Below are 17225 nucleotides of genomic sequence, written 5' to 3' on the forward strand. Positions count from 1 at the left end.
TGGTGCTGATTTTATGCAGCCTCATAGTCAACAGCACTTTCCGCAGGCAGGTCCACATCCTGAATCCGTAGCCCCGTCAGTAATATCAACCTTTAATACACTGAGTATTATGGCAAAATGTCCCCATCGTCCATTCGCCCAGTAAGCGCCATATCCCTAATTCATCTACGCTCCAGCCAGGACCAAGGTATTCCTCGATTTGTATGTTGTGGTAATAGATGGGAGCACCACTGAACGATGTAGTGGTCTAATAGTCCCGGACACATTAATAAGAGACAATACCCGTCAACAATTAAGGTGTCAGCATGAGTCAGAAAAGGTCGTATAAGCAGTATACAAAAGAGTTTAAAGAAGAGGCCGTTTCCTTGGTGCGCGACCAAGGTTATTCCGTCCCAGAAGCGGCTAAATCCCTCGGCATTAGCGCCAATATGCTCTACAAGTGGAAGGAAAAAATTGAAGCTCAGCTTGAAAACCAGATTCTGGCTGAAGACGAGCGCGCCGAGTTAAAACGGCTTCGCAAAGAAAACAAAGAGCTGCGCATGGAAAAGGAAATTCTAAAAAAGGCTTCGGCCTTCTTCGCGAAAGAAATGAAATAAAGTTCGCCTTCATTCAAGCAGAGTCGAGTCGCATCCCATTGAAAGTGCTTTGCCGGGCTCTGCGTGCAAGTCGATCAGCCTACTATGCCTGGCGTCGGCGCCGCGCGCCGGTGATCCGGTTTGATGAGCTTCATCTGCATCGGCGAATGAAGCGACTGTTTAAAGCTTCTTGAAGCAGTCTGGGCAGTCGGGAGATGATGAAGAAGCTACGCGAAGAAGGCTTTCAGATAGGGCGTTATCGGGTTCGCAAGCTCATGAAGAGGTTGGGTCTTCAGGTCACTCAACGTGTTGCTTACAAGGCCACGACAAGGCGCAAGCACCATCATGCGGTTGCGGATAACTTGTTGAATCAGAATTTTAATCCTACTGCGCCCAATCAGGTTTGGGCTGGCGATGTGACCTATCTAAAAACAGGAGAAGGCTGGATGTATCTGGCCATTGTCATGGATTTATATTCCCGAAGGATCGTCGGGTGGCGCATCGACAAGCGCATGACAACAAGCCTGGTCAGCCAGGCGCTGATCAAGGCTTACAATTTGCGGAAGCCGCCCAAGGGCGTGGTATTCCATAGCGACCGGGGCTCTCAGTACACCAGCGGACATTATCGAAAACTGCTGGAAAAGTATGAAATCAGGGCGAGTATGGGTGATGTGGGAGCGTGTTGGGACAATGCGGTGGTTGAGCGCTTTTTTGGTAGCCTTAAGCATGACTGGATATTAAAAATCCCTCAGCCTACCCGGGAGCACATGAAGCAGGATGTCGCAGCCTACATGAGATATTACAATCTCGAAAGACTGCATACGGCGAACAATGATATGTCGCCGGTTAATTATGAAAACTCTCAGTGTCGACCCTGTAAATAATTCTGTGTATCTGCCTGGTTATTAAAGATACTCCGTTAAGCGATCTTCGAACTCGATCATAAATCGGTTCAGCGCTGACTTCCAATTCCTGATCGGCATCGTCCATTTCTTCGACGCATCCATGATCGCCAGATACACCACCTTTCTCGCGGAATCATCCGTGGGGAACAGCTTCCGTTTCTTGATCACTTTCCTAATGACGCTGTTAAGGGACTCAATGGCATTGGTCGTGTAGATGGCCCTGCGAATGTCTTCCGGGTAGCGGAACAGAGTGTTGAGATTCTCCCAGTGAAGCCGCCAGGATCGGCTGATCTGGGGATATTTCTCATCCCATCGTTCGGCAAATTTGTCCAGCTCTGAGAGGGCTTCCTCTTCGGTGGCCGATTGGTAGATCCGCTTCAGATCTGTTGTGACCGGCTTATAGTCTTTCCATGGCACATACTTCACCGCATTGCGCACCATGTGCACGATACAGAGCTGTATCCGGGTTTGGGGATACACGGTATTGATCGCTTCGGGGAAACCCTTCAGACCATCCACACAGGCGATCAGAATGTCCTTCACGCCCCGGTTCTGTAACTCGGTCAGCACATTAAGCCAGAACTTCGCCCCTTCGGTTTCAGAGATCCACATCCCTAACAGTTCTTTGTGACCTTCCAGATTCACTCCCAAGGCAAGATAGATCGCCTTGTTGATCACCTGCTTATCCTGGCGGATCTTCACCACAATACAGTCCAGGTATACGATGGGATAAACCGCATCCAGAGGACGAGACTGCCATTCCACCACCCGCTCAATCACGGCATCCGTGACTTTGGAGATTAAGGTGGGAGAGACATCCGCGCCATACATTTCCTTAAAGGTGGCCACGATCTCTCGGGTGCTCATGCCTTTGGCGTAGAGGCTGAGAATCTTGTCGTCCATGGTGGTGAAGCGGGTCTGCTGCTTCTTGACCAGTAGAGGCTCAAAGCTGCCCTGACGATCTCTGGGAGTATTAACTTCAAACTGACCGTCCTCGGTACGGAGGGTCTTGCTGGAATAGCCGTTACGGCTATTGTCTGAATTTGAAGATTGATGTTTCTCGTATCCCAGATGCACATCCAGCTCTGCATTGAGCGCGGCTTCCACGGTCGCCTTGGTGAGCATCTGACGGAACTCGTTGAGATCCTTTTCTGTTTTCAGAGATTTGGCTGCCTCACGGGCAAATGCTTCTAATTCTTTCTGGTTCATTGTCTACCTATCCTTAACCCCGCTATAGGGTACTAGTGATAGGCAGATACACAAATTAAATTACAGTCTCCAAGGTCAAAGTATGAGTATTTTTTCTATTGCAGTAATATAATCTGGTCCATAGATTCTATTGCCATCAGCATCACAAACACGCCCTCGTGTGTCAGATGTCCATCCCATTTTTTTAAAAAACTCTCTATCTATTGCCCCCTTCAAAGCATCAAATTCAGAGTCTATGAAATCTGGTAAATCTTTCGCTATTACAGACTCTCTAAGGTCAATTTTAAGCTCGAGGCGGCTGAATTCCCGAATCTCTCGTTCCAGCTTTCTGTTCTTTGCAGCTAAGTCTTCCACCAGAAATCGCAAGCGAGGGTCCTGGATTTCTGAAATCCATTCATCAGCAGCACGTGTCCGCTTTGGTTTAGGTACAGTGTGTTGCCATGCCTTAATCAACGTCCTATAAGGTTCACCAGTTTTATTCTTTATGGTTTGCACTGTAGGAACGCCTTTTCCTTCCCCTAAACGAACTATCGTTGCAACTCTGAAGTCTGTAGCGCCTGTTTCTTTATGCATCTTACAAACTTCGTGAATAGCTTCCAAAGAGCGCAAGCTACGCCTTGTTTTCATTCTTTCACACAGCGATTCAAAAACAGTATGTGGATTAAGATCTATCATTTAAGCACTCCCAACTTTTTAAAGGTCGACTCTTCATCACGCAAAGCGCGAGCAATATCCTCCCTTAAGGGGGTCAGGGCCTCTTCGGAATCTAAATCAGAGAGTCCTATTTCTCCTATGACCAATCTCTCAGCCAAATTCCAATCATCATTTAATCGCTTTAGCAGGAGCCTTGATATTTGGTTTGCAGCGTTTCTCTGCTGCGCTTCAGATAGTTTAAATAAACCTGGTGCAAAACCATTTTTTTCCACGAACGCATCTATCATTTGCGCCAGTTTTGGTACGGCCCTGGAAGAGCTGCTTGCTTGATAAATTTCTGCGTCGCAGCAAATTGAGGACAATAGCCGAAATTCAGAACGGGATTCCTCAAGAGCGAAATCGATTGCTCCCTGTTCGCAGATAATGAGTTGATTCTTATTACTACTTTCACATTTCTCACCTTGGTTAAGCAGCTCAACACATTGCTGAATCAGCCTATATACGTGTTGAAAGTCTGTCACAAACATATCCAGCTTGTGAGCTCGCTCTTCCAATGCGGCGGTTGTCTGATTGAGTTCGCTAAAATTGCCAAACTCTTTGCCCTCACTTTCTGCGTCATACTTATCGTCCTCAAGTTTTCGTTGCTTCTCAACGAGATCGTGATATTCGTGACGAACAGAATTAATCTCCAGAATTATTTCGTTTACGAGCGCCTGCAAGCCTCCCAGCCATGCTGGTCCGGTAATGAAGAAACGACAGCGTGGACAGTTTCGCCTCCCTAGATAACCTGCCTCAACGGGTGCATAGATTGACTCAAATTGACGATGAATAATCAATTGCCCTCCCTTATCGCACCCCTGCCCCGACATTGGACATATTCCCCAGTCCATAAACTGGTAGGCAGCCAGGGGCCAAGACGCATCGATTTTGTCCATAAAATCACGATCCATGGCGATTAAGTGAGGTTTTGCAGACTCAATTTCTTTTGTAAATGCCAAATCTGACAACCGATCTACGTTTTCCTGCAGCGCCCGCTTCTCAGCCTCAGCCAATTCAGCCCTCATCTTTGATGGACCGACTTTGGCGTAATAGAGAGTCATAACAAGTGTCGCATGCCCAACTAGTTTCATCACAACGGCAGGTGGAGCTCCACCGTCTACAATAAAAGCAGTGATCATACTGGTACGTAGGCAATGCGGCGTAAACGGACTAACAAAGGATTTTTTTTCCGGTTGGTACTCAACCAATTCTTCATTTGGGCTCTGAATCGAGGCAAGTAACGCTGGTAAGCTTTGCGAGAAGGCAGTAGTGCTCTGAATAGGCGACTTTCGACTTATGTCGCCACCGCAAGGATCTCGAAAAAGGAAAGCTTGGTTGCCTCTTACTTTAAGAATATCTTTATTTATCCTTTGTCTAAGTTTAATTTGGGTCCATTTGGTCAGCTCACTGAGCGGATTATATTTGGACTGCCACTCTCGAAGTCGAATAACCCAGTATGCGAGCTCATCGACTATGTATGGAACTGCATAGCCACTATTAGAAGAGCCAGTTTTGTTAGTAGTTATGAACATCCCGAGTTGATTTTCTGGATACCTTTTTAAAAAACCTTGCTGTCTACCAGACCTTCTTATGTGAGAAGTATTTTTTACCCACTTAATACCAAGACCATCAAGCACAGGTATTTCCTCATCAGCTTCACCACTATCCAACCAGCAAATTTGCTGACCTCGCAATGGCGTCATCAATAAGGTGTAAAGAGCAACCAGTTTCACTGGCGACCAAACCTGAGTCACTCTCTCTCTATATCGTATATCTCCCCGTTTACGATCCAGAACACTATTTCGCCACACACAATCTCGGTCATTCAAATCAATAATTGAAGGGTCGACAACAAACCATGCATCATTTAAGAATGTATGCAAACCAAATAGATCTGAAAAGTAATGGCAGCCATTAGGTATAAGGCAGTTTCTGGCTCTCACTATGACTGACATTGGTAGAACCGGCTTAACTGACTCGGAAGGGCGGCAGTGTTGAATAAGTTCCGCCAAGTGGCCCATTAGCGTAACTAGAGGGTTCCTGAAGCCCGGCAAGCGGATCCGCTCTCCATATACGTTTTCTTCTGAACAGTAATGGTCAAGCAACCAATCAAAAAAGTACAGGCAGATGTTATGACGAACCTTTTTTCCAGTTGGCCCAGTATTATTCACATATGCTTCATAGATTTTCTTGGGGAATGGAAAATCAATATTTAAAAGGTCACTTGGTGACTTAGTGAAGTTCGAAGGAACTACCACTTCAGTCAAGAATGCACGTAAGTGAGTTATTTTTGTAGACTGACTTCGACTTTCCGTAATATATTTCTCAACAGCAAGTTTCCACTCAGGGCAAGCTTTTTTGAACACACTAAATGCACAGGAGAAAGGGTCATCATTGACTCCCAAGAAGTTTTGATAACTTATCCATTCTTCAGCAAAGACTTTATCTGGAAGGTAAGGCAGGCATGGATCTTCTTTATAGCGTCTTTTATATTCACTCAAGGTAGTGATGCCCAGTCGTTGGACCGCTGTACACGCCGCCGCCAACGTGGAATAAAATGGGCTCTCTTTGACAAAAAGATCTGAGAAGCCTAACCACTCCCTAGCGTATATTACGTTTGGACAAGAAGGCAGGCACGGATCTTCTTTATAGCGTTTTTTATATTCACTCCAAGCAGTTATACCCAGTCGTTGGACCGCTGCACGCGCCTCCGCCAACGTAGGATAAAACGGGCTCTCTTTATCAAAAAAATTCGAGCCGCCTGTCCATTCCTCAGCATATATGCGATTTGGACTGGAAGGCAGGTACAAATCTTCTTTATAGCGCTTGTTATATTCACCCCAAGTAGTGATACCCAGTCGTTGGACGGCTGCACGCGCCTCCGCCAACGTGGAATAAAAAGGGCTCTCTTTGACAAAAAGATCTGAGAAGCCTAACCACTCGCTAGCGTATATTATGTTTGGGCTAGAAGGCAGGCACGGATCTTCTTCATAGCGTTTTTTATATTCACTCAAGGTAGTGATGCCCAGTCGTTGGACCGCTGCACGCGCCTCCGCCAACGTGGGATAAAACGGGCTCTCTTTGACAAAAAAATCCAAGGCTCCAGCCCATGTTGCGTATATTGCGTCTGGGCAGCTAGGCAGTCTCGGATCTTCTTTATAGCGCTTTCTATACTCACTCCAGGTAGTGACACCCAGTCGTTGGACGGCTGTACGCGCCTCCGCCAACGTGGGATAAAACGGGCTCTCTTTGACAAAAAAATCCAAGGCGCCAGCCCATGTTGCGTATGTTGCGTCTGGGTGGCTAGGCAGTTTCGGATCTTCTTTATAGCGCTTGTTATATTCATTCCAAGTAGTGATGCCCAATCGTTGGACGGCTGCACGCGCCTCCGCCAACGTGGGATAAAACCCACTCTCTTTTCCAATAAAATCCAAGAAGCCTAACCACTCCCTAGCGTATATTGCGTTTGGGCTAGAAGGCAGTCTCGGATCTTCTTTATAGCGCTTGTTATATTCATTCCAGGTAGTGATACCCAGTCGCTGGACGGCTGCACGCGCCTCCGCCAACGTGGGATATAACCGACTCTCTTTTCCAATAAAATCCAAGAAGCCTAACCACTCCTTAGCATATATTCGGTTTGGATTAGAAGGCAGGTACGGATCTTTTTTATAGTACTTTTGGTATTCTAGTTTAGTAGTGATGCCCAGTCGTTGGACGGCTGTACGCGCCTCCGCCAACGTGGGATAAAACGGGCTCTCTTTGCCAAAAAAATTCGAGGCACCTGTCCATTCCTCAGCGTAAACTTTATTTGGGCAGGAAGGCAGGCATGGATCTTCTTTATAGCGCTTATTATATTCACCCCAAGTAGTGACACCCAGTCGTTGGGCGGCTTTCCTCGCCTCAGAAAGTGAAGGATATAGGCTCTTCATCATTACTTTTCATATACTAGATACTACCTCGTGTACAATTCAGAGCCCTTTCAGCAGCCATAAAGGCTTTGCGAATGTCTTTCTCAGTAGGCTCAGTGTAAGTCGCTTGAGACTCCAAGGATTTGTGGTGCATTGCCGTTTTGATGATTTCCGGACTTAGCTTTGCTCTAGCCAGAGCTTGGCCATAAGAATGTCTGTCGGCATGAGGCGTCGTACCTGCTTTTTTTGAATACTGCAATCCGATTCGCTCTACTGCTCTCTTTCTATTCGCTGTATATGCCTTAATAGAAAGTGGGCGGCCAGAAGCCACAGTGAAAGCGTATGGATGTGTTTTGGTGTTTACATACTGATGCTTCAGATAAAGCCCCCAAAGGAGTTTAAACCGCTCTCCAGCTTCTAGGGTCTGTTGACGTTTCACATCGGCAGCCATAAATACCCACAAGCCATGGCTACCATACTTTCATAGTTCCTCTTCAACTTGTCATACCTCGTCGCGATGGCCCGGTACTGCTTGAGTCGGGCGAAGGCGTTCTCCACCAAATGGCGACACTTGTATAAACCCCAATCCATATCGTCATTGCCTTTGACTGAGTTTCGCTTTCTCGGTATCACGGCCCTGGCTCCCTTCCTTTCGATCTGTGCCCGCACTCGTTCACTGTCGTAGCCTTTGTCTCCGACAACCGCTTCTGACAAGGGAAGCTTTTCAATCAACTCCGCCGCTGCCGTACAGTCATTGACTTCGCCTCCTGTGATCTCAAATTCCACAGGAAGACCATAGGCATCCACGGCCAGATGCACTTTCGTGGTATTGCCCGCCCGACTCTTACCAATCGCCTGAGACTCTTCCGTGCAGGCTCCTGCGCTGTGCTGTTGGGCCTTCACATAGCTGCCATCAATAAACTCCCATTCCAAATCCGGCTCGCGGATCAAGCCCCGGAAGATCCTCAACCACTTGCCTTGGGCAGACCAGGAATTGAATTTTTTGAACACCGAATTCCAGTCGCCAAACTGCCCTGGCAAGTCTCGCCAGGGACACCCCGTCCGCATTCGGTACAACATGCCTTCCACCATCATTCGTAGTGTGGGCTTGTTATAGATTCGCTCTTGCAGCATGATCTCTTTCAGCTTCGACCAAAGCTCGTCACTGAGCATCAATCGGGGCATCGCAAACTCGTCTTGTTGTTGGTGTGGGAACCGCAATATGACGAGTTTGCGCCTATCTATCACCTATGACGAAACGTCAACACGCCCTAGGGGAAACCAATGCAAAACAAAAAACTGGCCTGTGGAACTAGTTAGCATAGGCCCCTTCCAACCTGCATGGAATGAGCTTCCTTTGCGGTACAGTTGCCGTGGAAGTAAGTCATAATGTTTTTTTAGATAAGTGGCGCGATTACTTTTTCCATCAGGAGCCAATCCCTGGCTTGGGTGATAAACCTTCACAATACATTGCCCATCAACTACCGTCACATCATCGAGCCATATTTGAAAACATTCACTAATACGCAGGCCGCCATAGTACATCAGCATCGTAATAAGAATATCCCGCAGATTAAGTCGCTCAGCTAAATCGGGTGAGCCGGCATATCCCCGACGAATAAACCCTTGCGTAAGTAAATCTCCCATCCGGTTTTCAGGAAAAGACTTGGCGGCCTCCTGGTTCTTTACGACTTGTCGCAGCGGGAGTCGAACAAATCGTTGGTTATTGGCAGGCTTATTAACCAAAAGATGAGACAAGAAAGCATTCCGCTTTCGATGGTAGTAGGCGGCAAGATTCATCCGATCGCCAACGCTGTCTGGGACTATCTTCGGATTTATACAGAGCCCCCCATCCTCATTAACCTCAGCCAACCAATCGCAGTAGTGAGTGACGTGACCAACCAGTTGCCTGGCATCCAACTCCTTCCTAGGTTGCCACCTCAAACCAGACAGATCATCGCCCTCTTCGCCAATGGTCCCTGTGTAAAGTGATAAAGAAAACTCTCTGAACATATGCTTGGGATCTGGTATTGCATCTTGGTTTGCCACCCAAAACTCCAACAATAGCTTTACTGCAAATACGCTCCGATCGATCCAGCTCCTGGATCGGTTCCTAAAATTAATCAAATATTTGAGATGGCTCTTGAGAATGCCTCCTCGAACAACCAATACAGGAAGCTCAAGACGGAGACCAGTGTTATCGATCCTGACCTTTGCGTTGACTTTGATTGGCGTCATCTGTTTTAGTATTTAGGTACTTTGGTACTACTACTATTGGTAAATTCCTCTTTAAAAAGCGGAAAGCCATCCACTAATATTAGTCAAAAACTGCACTTTTGGTACCGAATAAAGATAGTACTAATCACAGAACAAACATTGATTCCAGGAACAGCCATTGGTGACTTGCAATATCAGTGATCCCGCCTCACTGGGGGGTCTGAAAACAGGTTCTACGTATTGAATCGGGATAGCCCCCATACTAGAGTCCTCCTTTTAAAGACGCCCATTATAACGGAATAAACGTCGCCGCTACGGCGACAAAACGCGGATATTACCCATGCCTTTAGACAAAGCCTCTTTTGACCGCTTGGTCGCCGATGAATTTCCTCTGGACGAGTCCATCACCTACCTCAACCACGCAGCAGTCGCCCCTTGGCCTTCGCGCGCCGTAGCCGCCATCGAAACGTTCGCCAGGGAAAACCTCAAGACTGGCGCCACCCACTATCCAGAGTGGCTAAAAAAAGAACGTTCATTACGTTTGTTGCTCAAAGATCTGGTAAACGCCGAGAGCATCAATGAGATCGCGCTGGTTAAGAACACATCAGAGGCGTTGTCTTTCGTCGCCTACGGCCTGGACTGGAAAGCGGGCGACGAAGTGGTGATCTCCGATCAAGAGTTCCCCTCCAATCGCATTGTATGGGAGTCCCTGCAGGAAAAATTTGGCGTCCGCGTCGTGCAAGCCAAACTGATGCAGGCCGAAACGCCAGAACAGGCAGTGTTGGACGCCCTTTCTGAAAAGACGCGCCTCGTATCCATCAGTTCCGTGCAATACGGCACGGGCTTGAAGATGGAGCTGACCTCTCTGGGCGCCGAACTGAAGCGCAGAAACATCCTGTTCTGCGTAGACGCCATTCAAAGCCTGGGAGTTTGCCCCACCGACGTTCAGCGGGACAATATCGATTTCTTAATGGCGGATGGTCATAAGTGGATGTTAGGGCCAGAAGGCCTTGGCGTTTTTTACGTTAACAAACAGCGCCTGGAAAGCCTGCAACTCACCCAATATGGCTGGCATATGGTGAAAGACCGGGGCGATTACAGCAAAGACACCTGGGAGCCTGCGCCCAATGCAACCCGCTTCGAGTGCGGCAGTCCAAACATGTTGGGAATCTTCGCTCTCGAAGCCAGTCTGGCGTTGTTAGCAGAAGTGGGCATTGAAGAGGTTTATAGAAAAATCAGCGACAATGTCTCCACGTTGAAAACCCTGCTATCCGACATCGATGGCATTGAATTCATCACGCCAAACAATGCAGACCGTTGCGCCGGTATTCTTACCTTCACCATCCAGGGACGCAGTATGCCTGAGCTTCACCAGCAGTTGATGGATAAAAACGTCATTTGCGCATCCCGTGGCGGCGGCGTTCGTTTCTCCCCTCACTTCTATACCAGGAAAAAAGATCTGGAAACTGCCGCTCGGGTGCTGAAAGAGCTACTGGCTTAATAAATACGGCTTTTCTCCATCGCGCACCCCAGCCCCCAGACCGGCATTTCGTATTCACGAATTTCGCTGGTCTGGAACCCGGTGGATGGGAAAGCGCCGCCATGCTCCAGCAACGCAGCAAGCGCCGCCACCAAAGGCATGTGAGTAACCAGAATAAAGTTCTGACTTGCAAATGGCTCCAGTGCAGTCAGACACGCCCTGGGGTCGTCATCAGGGGTCGCCATCTCGATCACATGCACCGACGTCATCCGGGAAAATATTTCCGCCACTATTTCGGCAGTCTGAGCAGCGCGCACATAAGGGCTATGCAATAGCGTCAACTCCCCTTCATGATGGCTCGCCAGCCGTTCCGCGACTTCTCGTGTGCGCGTGCGGCCATACGCAGTCAACTCGCGCAGACTGTCCGAGGGCGCTCGCATTTCCGCTTCACCATGGCGCATAAGAAAACAGGTTCGCATGAAAGATTCCCTCAATTGGCTTCCGAGCGCGGCAATACAAACTCGACATCACTGTTTTGCTCCCGCAGCATAAGCTGGGAAACCACTTCTTTAATGGGGAAATGCTCATAAATAATCTTATAAAGCCCCTCCACCAAAGGCATCTCCACGCCTAACTCCCGGGATTTGTCCCGCACCAGGCGAGTGGTATTGACGCCTTCCGCCACTTCCCCCAACGCCGCCACGGTATCCTCCAGCTTCTCGCCTTTACCTAAAGCGAACCCAACGCGATAGTTACGACTGAGAGGCGAGCTACAGGTCACCACTAAATCGCCTACGCCAGCCAACCCCAGGAAGGTCATTGGATTGGCGCCCATGAATACCGCAAAACGGCTCATCTCCGCGAGACTGCGCGTAATCAGCATTGCCTTGGTGTTTTCACCAAGCTCTAATGCGGAGGCCAGCCCTGCAATAATCGCATATATGTTTTTCAGTGCGCCGCCCAGCTCTACGCCATACATGTCTACATTGGCGTAAACACGAAAGTAACGACAGCTAAGGACGTCCTGCACCAGAGTCCTTACCGGCTCGCTGTTGCTGGCGACCACTGTGGCGGCCAGACTTTCCTGCCCAATCTCCTTCGCCAGATTGGGGCCACTGATTACGCCAATTTCCTGCTCAGTCAACTCTTCACGCAGGATATCGCTCATCAGCTTGAAGCCTTTCTCATCAATGCCCTTGGTCGTACTCAACCAGAACTGCCCTGGTTTGGCGTACTGCTTCGCATCCCGCACCACATCGCCGAAGGACTTGCTCGGCACAGACACCAAGACCAAATCGCTGTTCGCCACCGCCTCTTCCATGTCGGATGTACAGATAAGATTTTCGTTCAGCCGCACTCCGGGAAGGTATCGGGCGTTCTCCCCTGTCTTGCTCATTTCCGCTGCGCGCTCTTGGTCCCGCATCCACAGAACGGTGAGGTAGCCGTTACCCGCCGCAATATTCGCTAATGCAGTACCAAAGCTGCCGCCGCCAAGGACAGTGACTTTTTGTGATTTTTCCATAGAACTAACTGTGTTTAGGTTGTCTTTAAGCGCCAGTGTAAGCGTCCAAGTGGAAGTTTTCTAACACTTTTCGGTTGTTTAGAAACCATATGCCGCCGGCTCTTACGCCAACTTTCACTCCACAATCAGAATATGGAGGCAGGCAGCATGATTAAAAGCTTAGCTATAGATACTTATACAAAAAAGTTATGACAGTCTGAGAAGAGATGATTTGGAAGGTACTGAGAGACTGAGAGCGCTTACCAGCAACGCCCTCTCGTCAGTATTTATGAAAACAGGAATTAGTACGATACGGAAGATGCAGGGCCCTGATCACATTCCAGCGCCTGCACCAAGTCTTTAAAGGCAGCTCGATTACTCTCATTCAACTCCATCAGAACTTTGTGCGCAGCGAGAACTTTCTCACGCACTTCCTGCTCTGACGCCAGCAGTATCGGAATTTCTGAGAGATGCTCAATATCCGTAGCGGCTTTTTCAACAATAATGAACAGTTGATCAAACCCCATCGACAACACTAAGCGAGTAATATCCTCGTTGGTGGATACGATAGTGGGAAGAATTTTGCGGTGCTTTTTGGCGAAAATCCCAATCTTTGCGAGAAGCCCAAGCGTCGTACTGTCGACAATACTCGTCTCAGTAAGATCAATGACCACCGTTATGAAAGACTGATCCTCTTTCATCTCGTCGATCAAATGGTCCAATGTAGAACACAAATTCAGTCGGATCTCTCCGATAAACTTCAGTACGTAAACACCCTGCTTTTCCGCCTGGAGTATTTTATACCCTGACATCAATTACACCGTCGTTTCCATAATAGACACGATTGCTATGTCATCGGGCAATTCGGTAATCCACCTCAACCCGAACGCTTTTTCCAGTTCAGGTATAGTGTGACGCGCCTCCTGCACGGTTTCAAGCAATGCTTGCTCCTTTTCTGCGAGTGATTTGGCATTAATCACCTCAAGCAGGCCGTCTGAGCAGATAACAAGGGAGAATCCCGGCGCCAGCGGCTCTTCGTACAAGGGATAAACCGGATCGTCAAATAAGCCAACGGGCGGTCCCTTTCCGTCCAGATAACGACTGACGCCGTTCACAGACATCACCGGCATGGGAAAGTGGGCCCCCATGGAATAACTCAACATCCGGGTTTGCAGGTCAATGACGCCGGCGAACATCGTCAGGTGCTTGCCAAGATCCGTATCCAGCAACTCAGCGTTGACCCGCTTCAAAAAACGGTCCGGATATAAAATGTCATCGCTGGACTGTCTGCGCAGGTTGCGTTGCAGCCGGTTGCTCAGGTTTTTGAGCAGCACGGTCACGAAGGCGGATGAAGCGCCATGGCCGGAGACATCAGCGAAATAGAAAGCAATTTTGTCGCCGCTCAAACGGAAATAATCAAAAAAGTCGCCACTAAGATATAGAGACGGTTTGATGCAATGATCAAATTGAATGCCGCCGTACTCCACTTCCCGTTCAGGCAGCATTTTCATCTGCACATGACGGCCTGCGCGCTGATCCGCCTGCAACTCCTCCAGCCCTGCGCGCAACTCTTTATTGGCTAGCTCCAGGTCATATCGATATTGCTGATTTTCGCGATATACGCGAACTTGATCGATTTGTCGTTGAATTGCCTCGTCCAACACCGCGACATCCGCCACAGGCTTGACGATATAGTCGGAGGCGCCAGATCGCAGAGCGCCTAAGATATCTTCTGCGCCTGCGCGCTTGCTATGTATGACGATGGGAGGTCTGGGGTGAACGTCTTTTAGTAGGGAATACAACGACTTAATGTCGTCCGAAGTGAGATCGCCAATAATGATGTCAGGACTAACCTGCGCTTTGAGATCCGTAAAACACTTGACCGACGCACAATGCACCACATGAAACCCCTTGGATGTAAGGTGTTCCTTCATGTGACGGGATACATCCTCGTCGGAGTCGATTATGAGAAGGGCTTCCTCTAGATCAGCCATGGCTCATGCGCCACTTACTTATTAAGCTATTTTTATACACTGGGGTAGGTCGACAGCTGGCATAGTGAATATTATTGTAGCTCGTTACTTTGTTTTTAGCGGACAACCGCTCGACCTGCAAGATACATTTGCAACATAATGTCAAAAATTAGAATTATCATACTAATTGCCCCTATGAGATTTTATACGCATTTCTCTCTATCCAATTTCTTAATAATTCAGCATGGATAAGTTCTTATACGATCTTTTTGGCGTCAGAGATCGCCTCATAATGGATCCCGTACATGGTGCAATTACGCTGTTTGAGCACGAAGTTCGCGTCATTGATCACCCACTTTTCCAACGTTTACGCCACATTTGCCAAAACGACATTCTTTCGCTGGTGTTTCCTGGCGCCACCCATTCACGCTTCCTACATAGCATTGGCGTCATGCATGTTGGACATAAAATGTTCCGGGGCTTGATGGAATCCTGCATGCGCAGGCACAGAACCACGCAAGCATCCTCCTCTCTGCCGCTAGAGTCGATTGATTTTTTCAATAAGTTGACGCGGCTAGCGTGCCTGTTGCACGACTGCGGGCATAGTAGTTTCTCTCATCAGTTTTCGAAAGTCCCTAGTATCGCCGCCATGTTGGGGACCAGTGAACCGTTTCAGCGTCTGTGGGCGCAAGCCAATATAAGCGACAGCGACATGGCGGCCTTGTATCCAGAGCGCCCCGAAAAGCTGGAGCATGAACATTATTCCGTTCGGTGCGCCTGGGAAATCCTCCACTCTCCAGGCGCCGGACAATCGCCCTTTTCCGCCCTGGATGTCAGCGCTTTGATGGAGACGACCGCCGGCGCGGTGACAGCGGAATTTTCACGACATGCGGCGTTAATCTGGCCATTGCTCAGTGGCTCTACGGAGACTCCCGAACAGCCAGAGCGGCATATTGTCCGCCTGCTACGCCTGATTGTATCCGGTGAGATCGACGCTGATCGCGCGGATTATATGCTGCGGGACGGATTCCACTCGTCCGTGACAATAGGCGGTTTCAACCTGGATCATCTATTGAAAAATCTGCATGTGGGTTGGGATCCCGAGTCTGATTGGATGGGCCTCGCCATCACCCCCAAAGGCCTGGGCGCGCTGGAGGATTTCGTCTACTCCCGCCATCAGATGTATCGCAAAGTTTATGGACACAAGACTTCCATAGGCTTTGACTGGCTGTTGCGGCAGGCGATGGAGGAAGTAATCGGTCAACCAGACGTGGGCGAATATGTGAGGTCCTGCCTCACTGACATCGACGAGTTCTGTTACTTAACGGATAACTACTTTTGGGAGCAATTCAGGCTGCTCGCCAGAAAGCAGCCGAAAAGTTACTCGCAAATGATGATAAACCGAGTTCGTCCTCACCATCTTCATACGGAAGAAAGCACGGAATCGGTTGATCAGGAATCAATCAAAATGATGCTGGCTGAACGCAATAATTTACGGCCGGAACAAGTCGTCTGTTGTGCGCTGAAAGCGCGTTTCTCCAAGATCAAAGGCGCTTACGAAGATATCAAGGTCATGCAAAAGTCTTCTGATCCAAGAACCCCGCGTCCTAGCTACACTCGCATTGGCGACGTAAGCACCTTCTTCCATAAGTTTGAAGACGAAACCATCGCCCACTTTTACCGCAAACCTTGATGACATGGGGAGGCATCGCCTCCCCATCAACCGGCGATACGTCCCTTAGATAGCGTTTCGTAATCCCAAATGAGAGGGATAAGGTTGCAAGTAAGCCTGCTCAGCGAGAAACCCATCTTGCGCCGCAGAGCAGTAGTGTTTAAGCAGCGTCAATGGCGCCACCAGTGGAATGACGCCATCGCGATAGTCCGTCAGCACCGCATCCCATTCTTGCTTCTGCCAGCCATTCATTGTTTTGCGCAGCACTTTGGAAATATTGATAAGGACATGGAAGTGGTTTTTTCTCTGCGCCCGGTGAGACAGACAACGCATCAAAGCGGTTTCGTAAAGCGCAAGAGCCTCCTTCATCGCACCCACCCTGGCTTGAGCGGCAATATTGCCCAATTGAATTTGATCCTGGGGATGGTGCGCCATCAATAAATACTTATATCGGCGGTGAAATAACTGCAATCTTTCCGGTGAAGGACTGGCCAGAACCTGATCTTTCCACTCTCTATAACAGCAGACCCGGACGACGAAGTTTTCCAACAAGGCCGGCTCATTCAGTCGTCCCGCTTCCTCTATCGGCATATTGGGATGCGTCTGCATTACTTTCGCTGCAAATATTCCCGCCCTGGAGCCAATAACGGCGTCGCCGCTTTCATTGTATACCTTCACCCTGAAGGCACCGCAGCTGGGCGACTTCTGCATAAAAACATAGCCGTCCAAACGAGAAATTCTGTCTTCCAGCGATACGGCGTAATTCGCCAGCTTGTCAGTGACATCCAGATCCGCATTCTTCGAGCCTACCGCCCTCACCAGCCCATCACGTTCGATCAGGCGAATGGGACGACGCGGAGCGCCCATACCGATAGCCACTTCGGGACAAAAAGCCTGGAAGTCAAATACATCCCGCAGCCGATCAGTCAGCAAAGAAGACTTCTTATGGCCACCATCAAATCTGACCTGCTCTCCCATTAAACATGCGCTGACGCCAACCTGAGGGCGCTTGCCGTTTTCCACTTTCAGCCTCCAAGAAACAATGAACCTATGAGACGCAACCAGCGGGATAGAAATCCCACTCCCACCTGC

At 48.9% G+C, this 17225-nt stretch carries 13 protein-coding genes and 1 pseudogene; 3 read left to right on the top strand and 11 right to left on the bottom strand.

The features are described 5' to 3' along the window. The first annotated feature begins 305 nt into the window (after nucleotides 1–305). Nucleotides 306–1459 (top strand): annotated as a pseudogene (locus tag O5O45_RS12920) (IS3 family transposase). A gap of 21 nt (nucleotides 1460–1480) precedes the next feature. Here the strand turns inward: O5O45_RS12920 and O5O45_RS12925 are convergent. From O5O45_RS12925 to O5O45_RS12950, 6 genes are all read right to left on the bottom strand, one after another. Next, nucleotides 1481–2689, bottom strand: a complete 1209-nt coding sequence (locus tag O5O45_RS12925) for an IS256 family transposase (RefSeq protein WP_305900391.1) — start codon at nucleotides 2687–2689, stop codon at nucleotides 1481–1483. A 75-nt stretch (nucleotides 2690–2764) separates the two neighbouring features. Beyond that, entirely contained in the window at nucleotides 2765–3364 is a 600-nt protein-coding gene (gene gmtX, locus O5O45_RS12930) for a gamma-mobile-trio protein GmtX (RefSeq protein ID WP_305905631.1), read from the bottom strand. Next, nucleotides 3361–7314, bottom strand: a complete 3954-nt coding sequence (gene gmtZ, locus O5O45_RS12935) for a gamma-mobile-trio integrase GmtZ (RefSeq protein WP_305905632.1) — start codon at nucleotides 7312–7314, stop codon at nucleotides 3361–3363. Before gmtZ ends, gmtX begins: the two co-directional genes overlap by 4 nt. A gap of 13 nt (nucleotides 7315–7327) precedes the next feature. Further along, nucleotides 7328–7741: a tyrosine-type recombinase/integrase gene (locus O5O45_RS12940; protein WP_305905633.1), complete on the bottom strand. Its 414-nt coding sequence runs from the start codon at nucleotides 7739–7741 to the stop codon at nucleotides 7328–7330. Beyond that, the gene (locus O5O45_RS12945; RefSeq protein ID WP_305905634.1) at nucleotides 7726–8475 is read right to left on the bottom strand and encodes an IS5 family transposase; all 750 of its coding nucleotides are present in this window, start codon (nucleotides 8473–8475) and stop codon (nucleotides 7726–7728) included. The genes O5O45_RS12940 and O5O45_RS12945 overlap by 16 nt, the downstream gene beginning before the upstream one ends. Before the next feature lie 63 nt (nucleotides 8476–8538). Beyond that, the gene (locus tag O5O45_RS12950) at nucleotides 8539–9339 is read right to left on the bottom strand and encodes a site-specific integrase (RefSeq protein ID WP_305905635.1); all 801 of its coding nucleotides are present in this window, start codon (nucleotides 9337–9339) and stop codon (nucleotides 8539–8541) included. Nucleotides 9340–9847: 508 nt separating this feature from the next. Between O5O45_RS12950 and O5O45_RS12955 the strand changes: the two genes are divergently transcribed. Continuing rightward, the gene (locus O5O45_RS12955) at nucleotides 9848–11008 is read left to right on the top strand and encodes an aminotransferase class V-fold PLP-dependent enzyme (RefSeq protein ID WP_305905636.1); all 1161 of its coding nucleotides are present in this window, start codon (nucleotides 9848–9850) and stop codon (nucleotides 11006–11008) included. Here the strand turns inward: O5O45_RS12955 and sixA are convergent. From sixA to O5O45_RS12975, 4 genes are all read right to left on the bottom strand, one after another. Continuing rightward, nucleotides 11005–11466 (bottom strand): phosphohistidine phosphatase SixA, encoded by a 462-nt coding sequence (sixA, locus tag O5O45_RS12960; RefSeq protein ID WP_305905637.1) that lies wholly within the window; start codon nucleotides 11464–11466, stop codon nucleotides 11005–11007. The genes O5O45_RS12955 and sixA overlap by 4 nt on opposite strands. An 11-nt stretch (nucleotides 11467–11477) precedes the next feature. Further along, on the bottom strand, nucleotides 11478–12509 hold the full coding sequence (locus tag O5O45_RS12965) for an NAD(P)H-dependent glycerol-3-phosphate dehydrogenase (protein WP_305905638.1): 1032 nt from the start codon (nucleotides 12507–12509) through the stop codon (nucleotides 11478–11480). Between the two features lie 281 nt (nucleotides 12510–12790). After that, nucleotides 12791–13300 carry an STAS domain-containing protein gene (locus O5O45_RS12970; protein WP_216739185.1) on the bottom strand — a complete coding sequence of 170 codons (510 nt, stop codon included), beginning with the start codon at nucleotides 13298–13300 and terminating at the stop codon, nucleotides 12791–12793. A 3-nt stretch (nucleotides 13301–13303) separates the two neighbouring features. After that, nucleotides 13304–14482, bottom strand: coding sequence for a SpoIIE family protein phosphatase (locus O5O45_RS12975; protein WP_305905639.1), 1179 nt, complete (start codon nucleotides 14480–14482; stop codon nucleotides 13304–13306). Nucleotides 14483–14753: 271 nt separating this feature from the next. Between O5O45_RS12975 and O5O45_RS12980 the strand changes: the two genes are divergently transcribed. Then, nucleotides 14754–16154, top strand: coding sequence for an HD domain-containing protein (locus O5O45_RS12980; RefSeq protein WP_305905640.1), 1401 nt, complete (start codon nucleotides 14754–14756; stop codon nucleotides 16152–16154). A 45-nt stretch (nucleotides 16155–16199) separates the two neighbouring features. On the opposite strand, the gene O5O45_RS12985 is transcribed toward O5O45_RS12980, so the two are convergent. Further along, a complete protein-coding gene (locus tag O5O45_RS12985) occupies nucleotides 16200–17156 on the bottom strand; it encodes a YbgA family protein (RefSeq protein ID WP_305905641.1) in 957 nt (318 codons plus the stop codon). Between the last annotated feature and the right edge of the window lie 69 nt (nucleotides 17157–17225).

Origin of the sequence: Hahella sp. HNIBRBA332, from assembly GCF_030719035.1 — a bacterium.
Lineage (GTDB): Bacteria > Pseudomonadota > Gammaproteobacteria > Pseudomonadales > Oleiphilaceae > Hahella.

Bases quoted from the DNA above. Each gene is read 5' to 3' on its own strand.
- gmtX (WP_305905631.1), bottom strand. From the start codon at position 3,364: ATGATAGATCTTAATCCACATACTGTTTTTGAATCGCTGTGTGAAAGA.
- O5O45_RS12975 (WP_305905639.1), bottom strand. From the start codon at position 14,482: ATGGCTGATCTAGAGGAAGCCCTTCTCATAATCGACTCCGACGAGGAT.
- gmtZ (WP_305905632.1), bottom strand. From the start codon at position 7,314: ATGATGAAGAGCCTATATCCTTCACTTTCTGAGGCGAGGAAAGCCGCC.
- O5O45_RS12980 (WP_305905640.1), top strand. From the start codon at position 14,754: ATGGATCCCGTACATGGTGCAATTACGCTGTTTGAGCACGAAGTTCGC.
- O5O45_RS12955 (WP_305905636.1), top strand. From the start codon at position 9,848: ATGCCTTTAGACAAAGCCTCTTTTGACCGCTTGGTCGCCGATGAATTT.
- O5O45_RS12945 (WP_305905634.1), bottom strand. From the start codon at position 8,475: ATGCCCCGATTGATGCTCAGTGACGAGCTTTGGTCGAAGCTGAAAGAG.
- sixA (WP_305905637.1), bottom strand. From the start codon at position 11,466: ATGCGAACCTGTTTTCTTATGCGCCATGGTGAAGCGGAAATGCGAGCG.
- O5O45_RS12965 (WP_305905638.1), bottom strand. From the start codon at position 12,509: ATGGAAAAATCACAAAAAGTCACTGTCCTTGGCGGCGGCAGCTTTGGT.
- O5O45_RS12925 (WP_305900391.1), bottom strand. From the start codon at position 2,689: ATGAACCAGAAAGAATTAGAAGCATTTGCCCGTGAGGCAGCCAAATCT.
- O5O45_RS12940 (WP_305905633.1), bottom strand. From the start codon at position 7,741: ATGGCTGCCGATGTGAAACGTCAACAGACCCTAGAAGCTGGAGAGCGG.
- O5O45_RS12970 (WP_216739185.1), bottom strand. From the start codon at position 13,300: ATGTCAGGGTATAAAATACTCCAGGCGGAAAAGCAGGGTGTTTACGTA.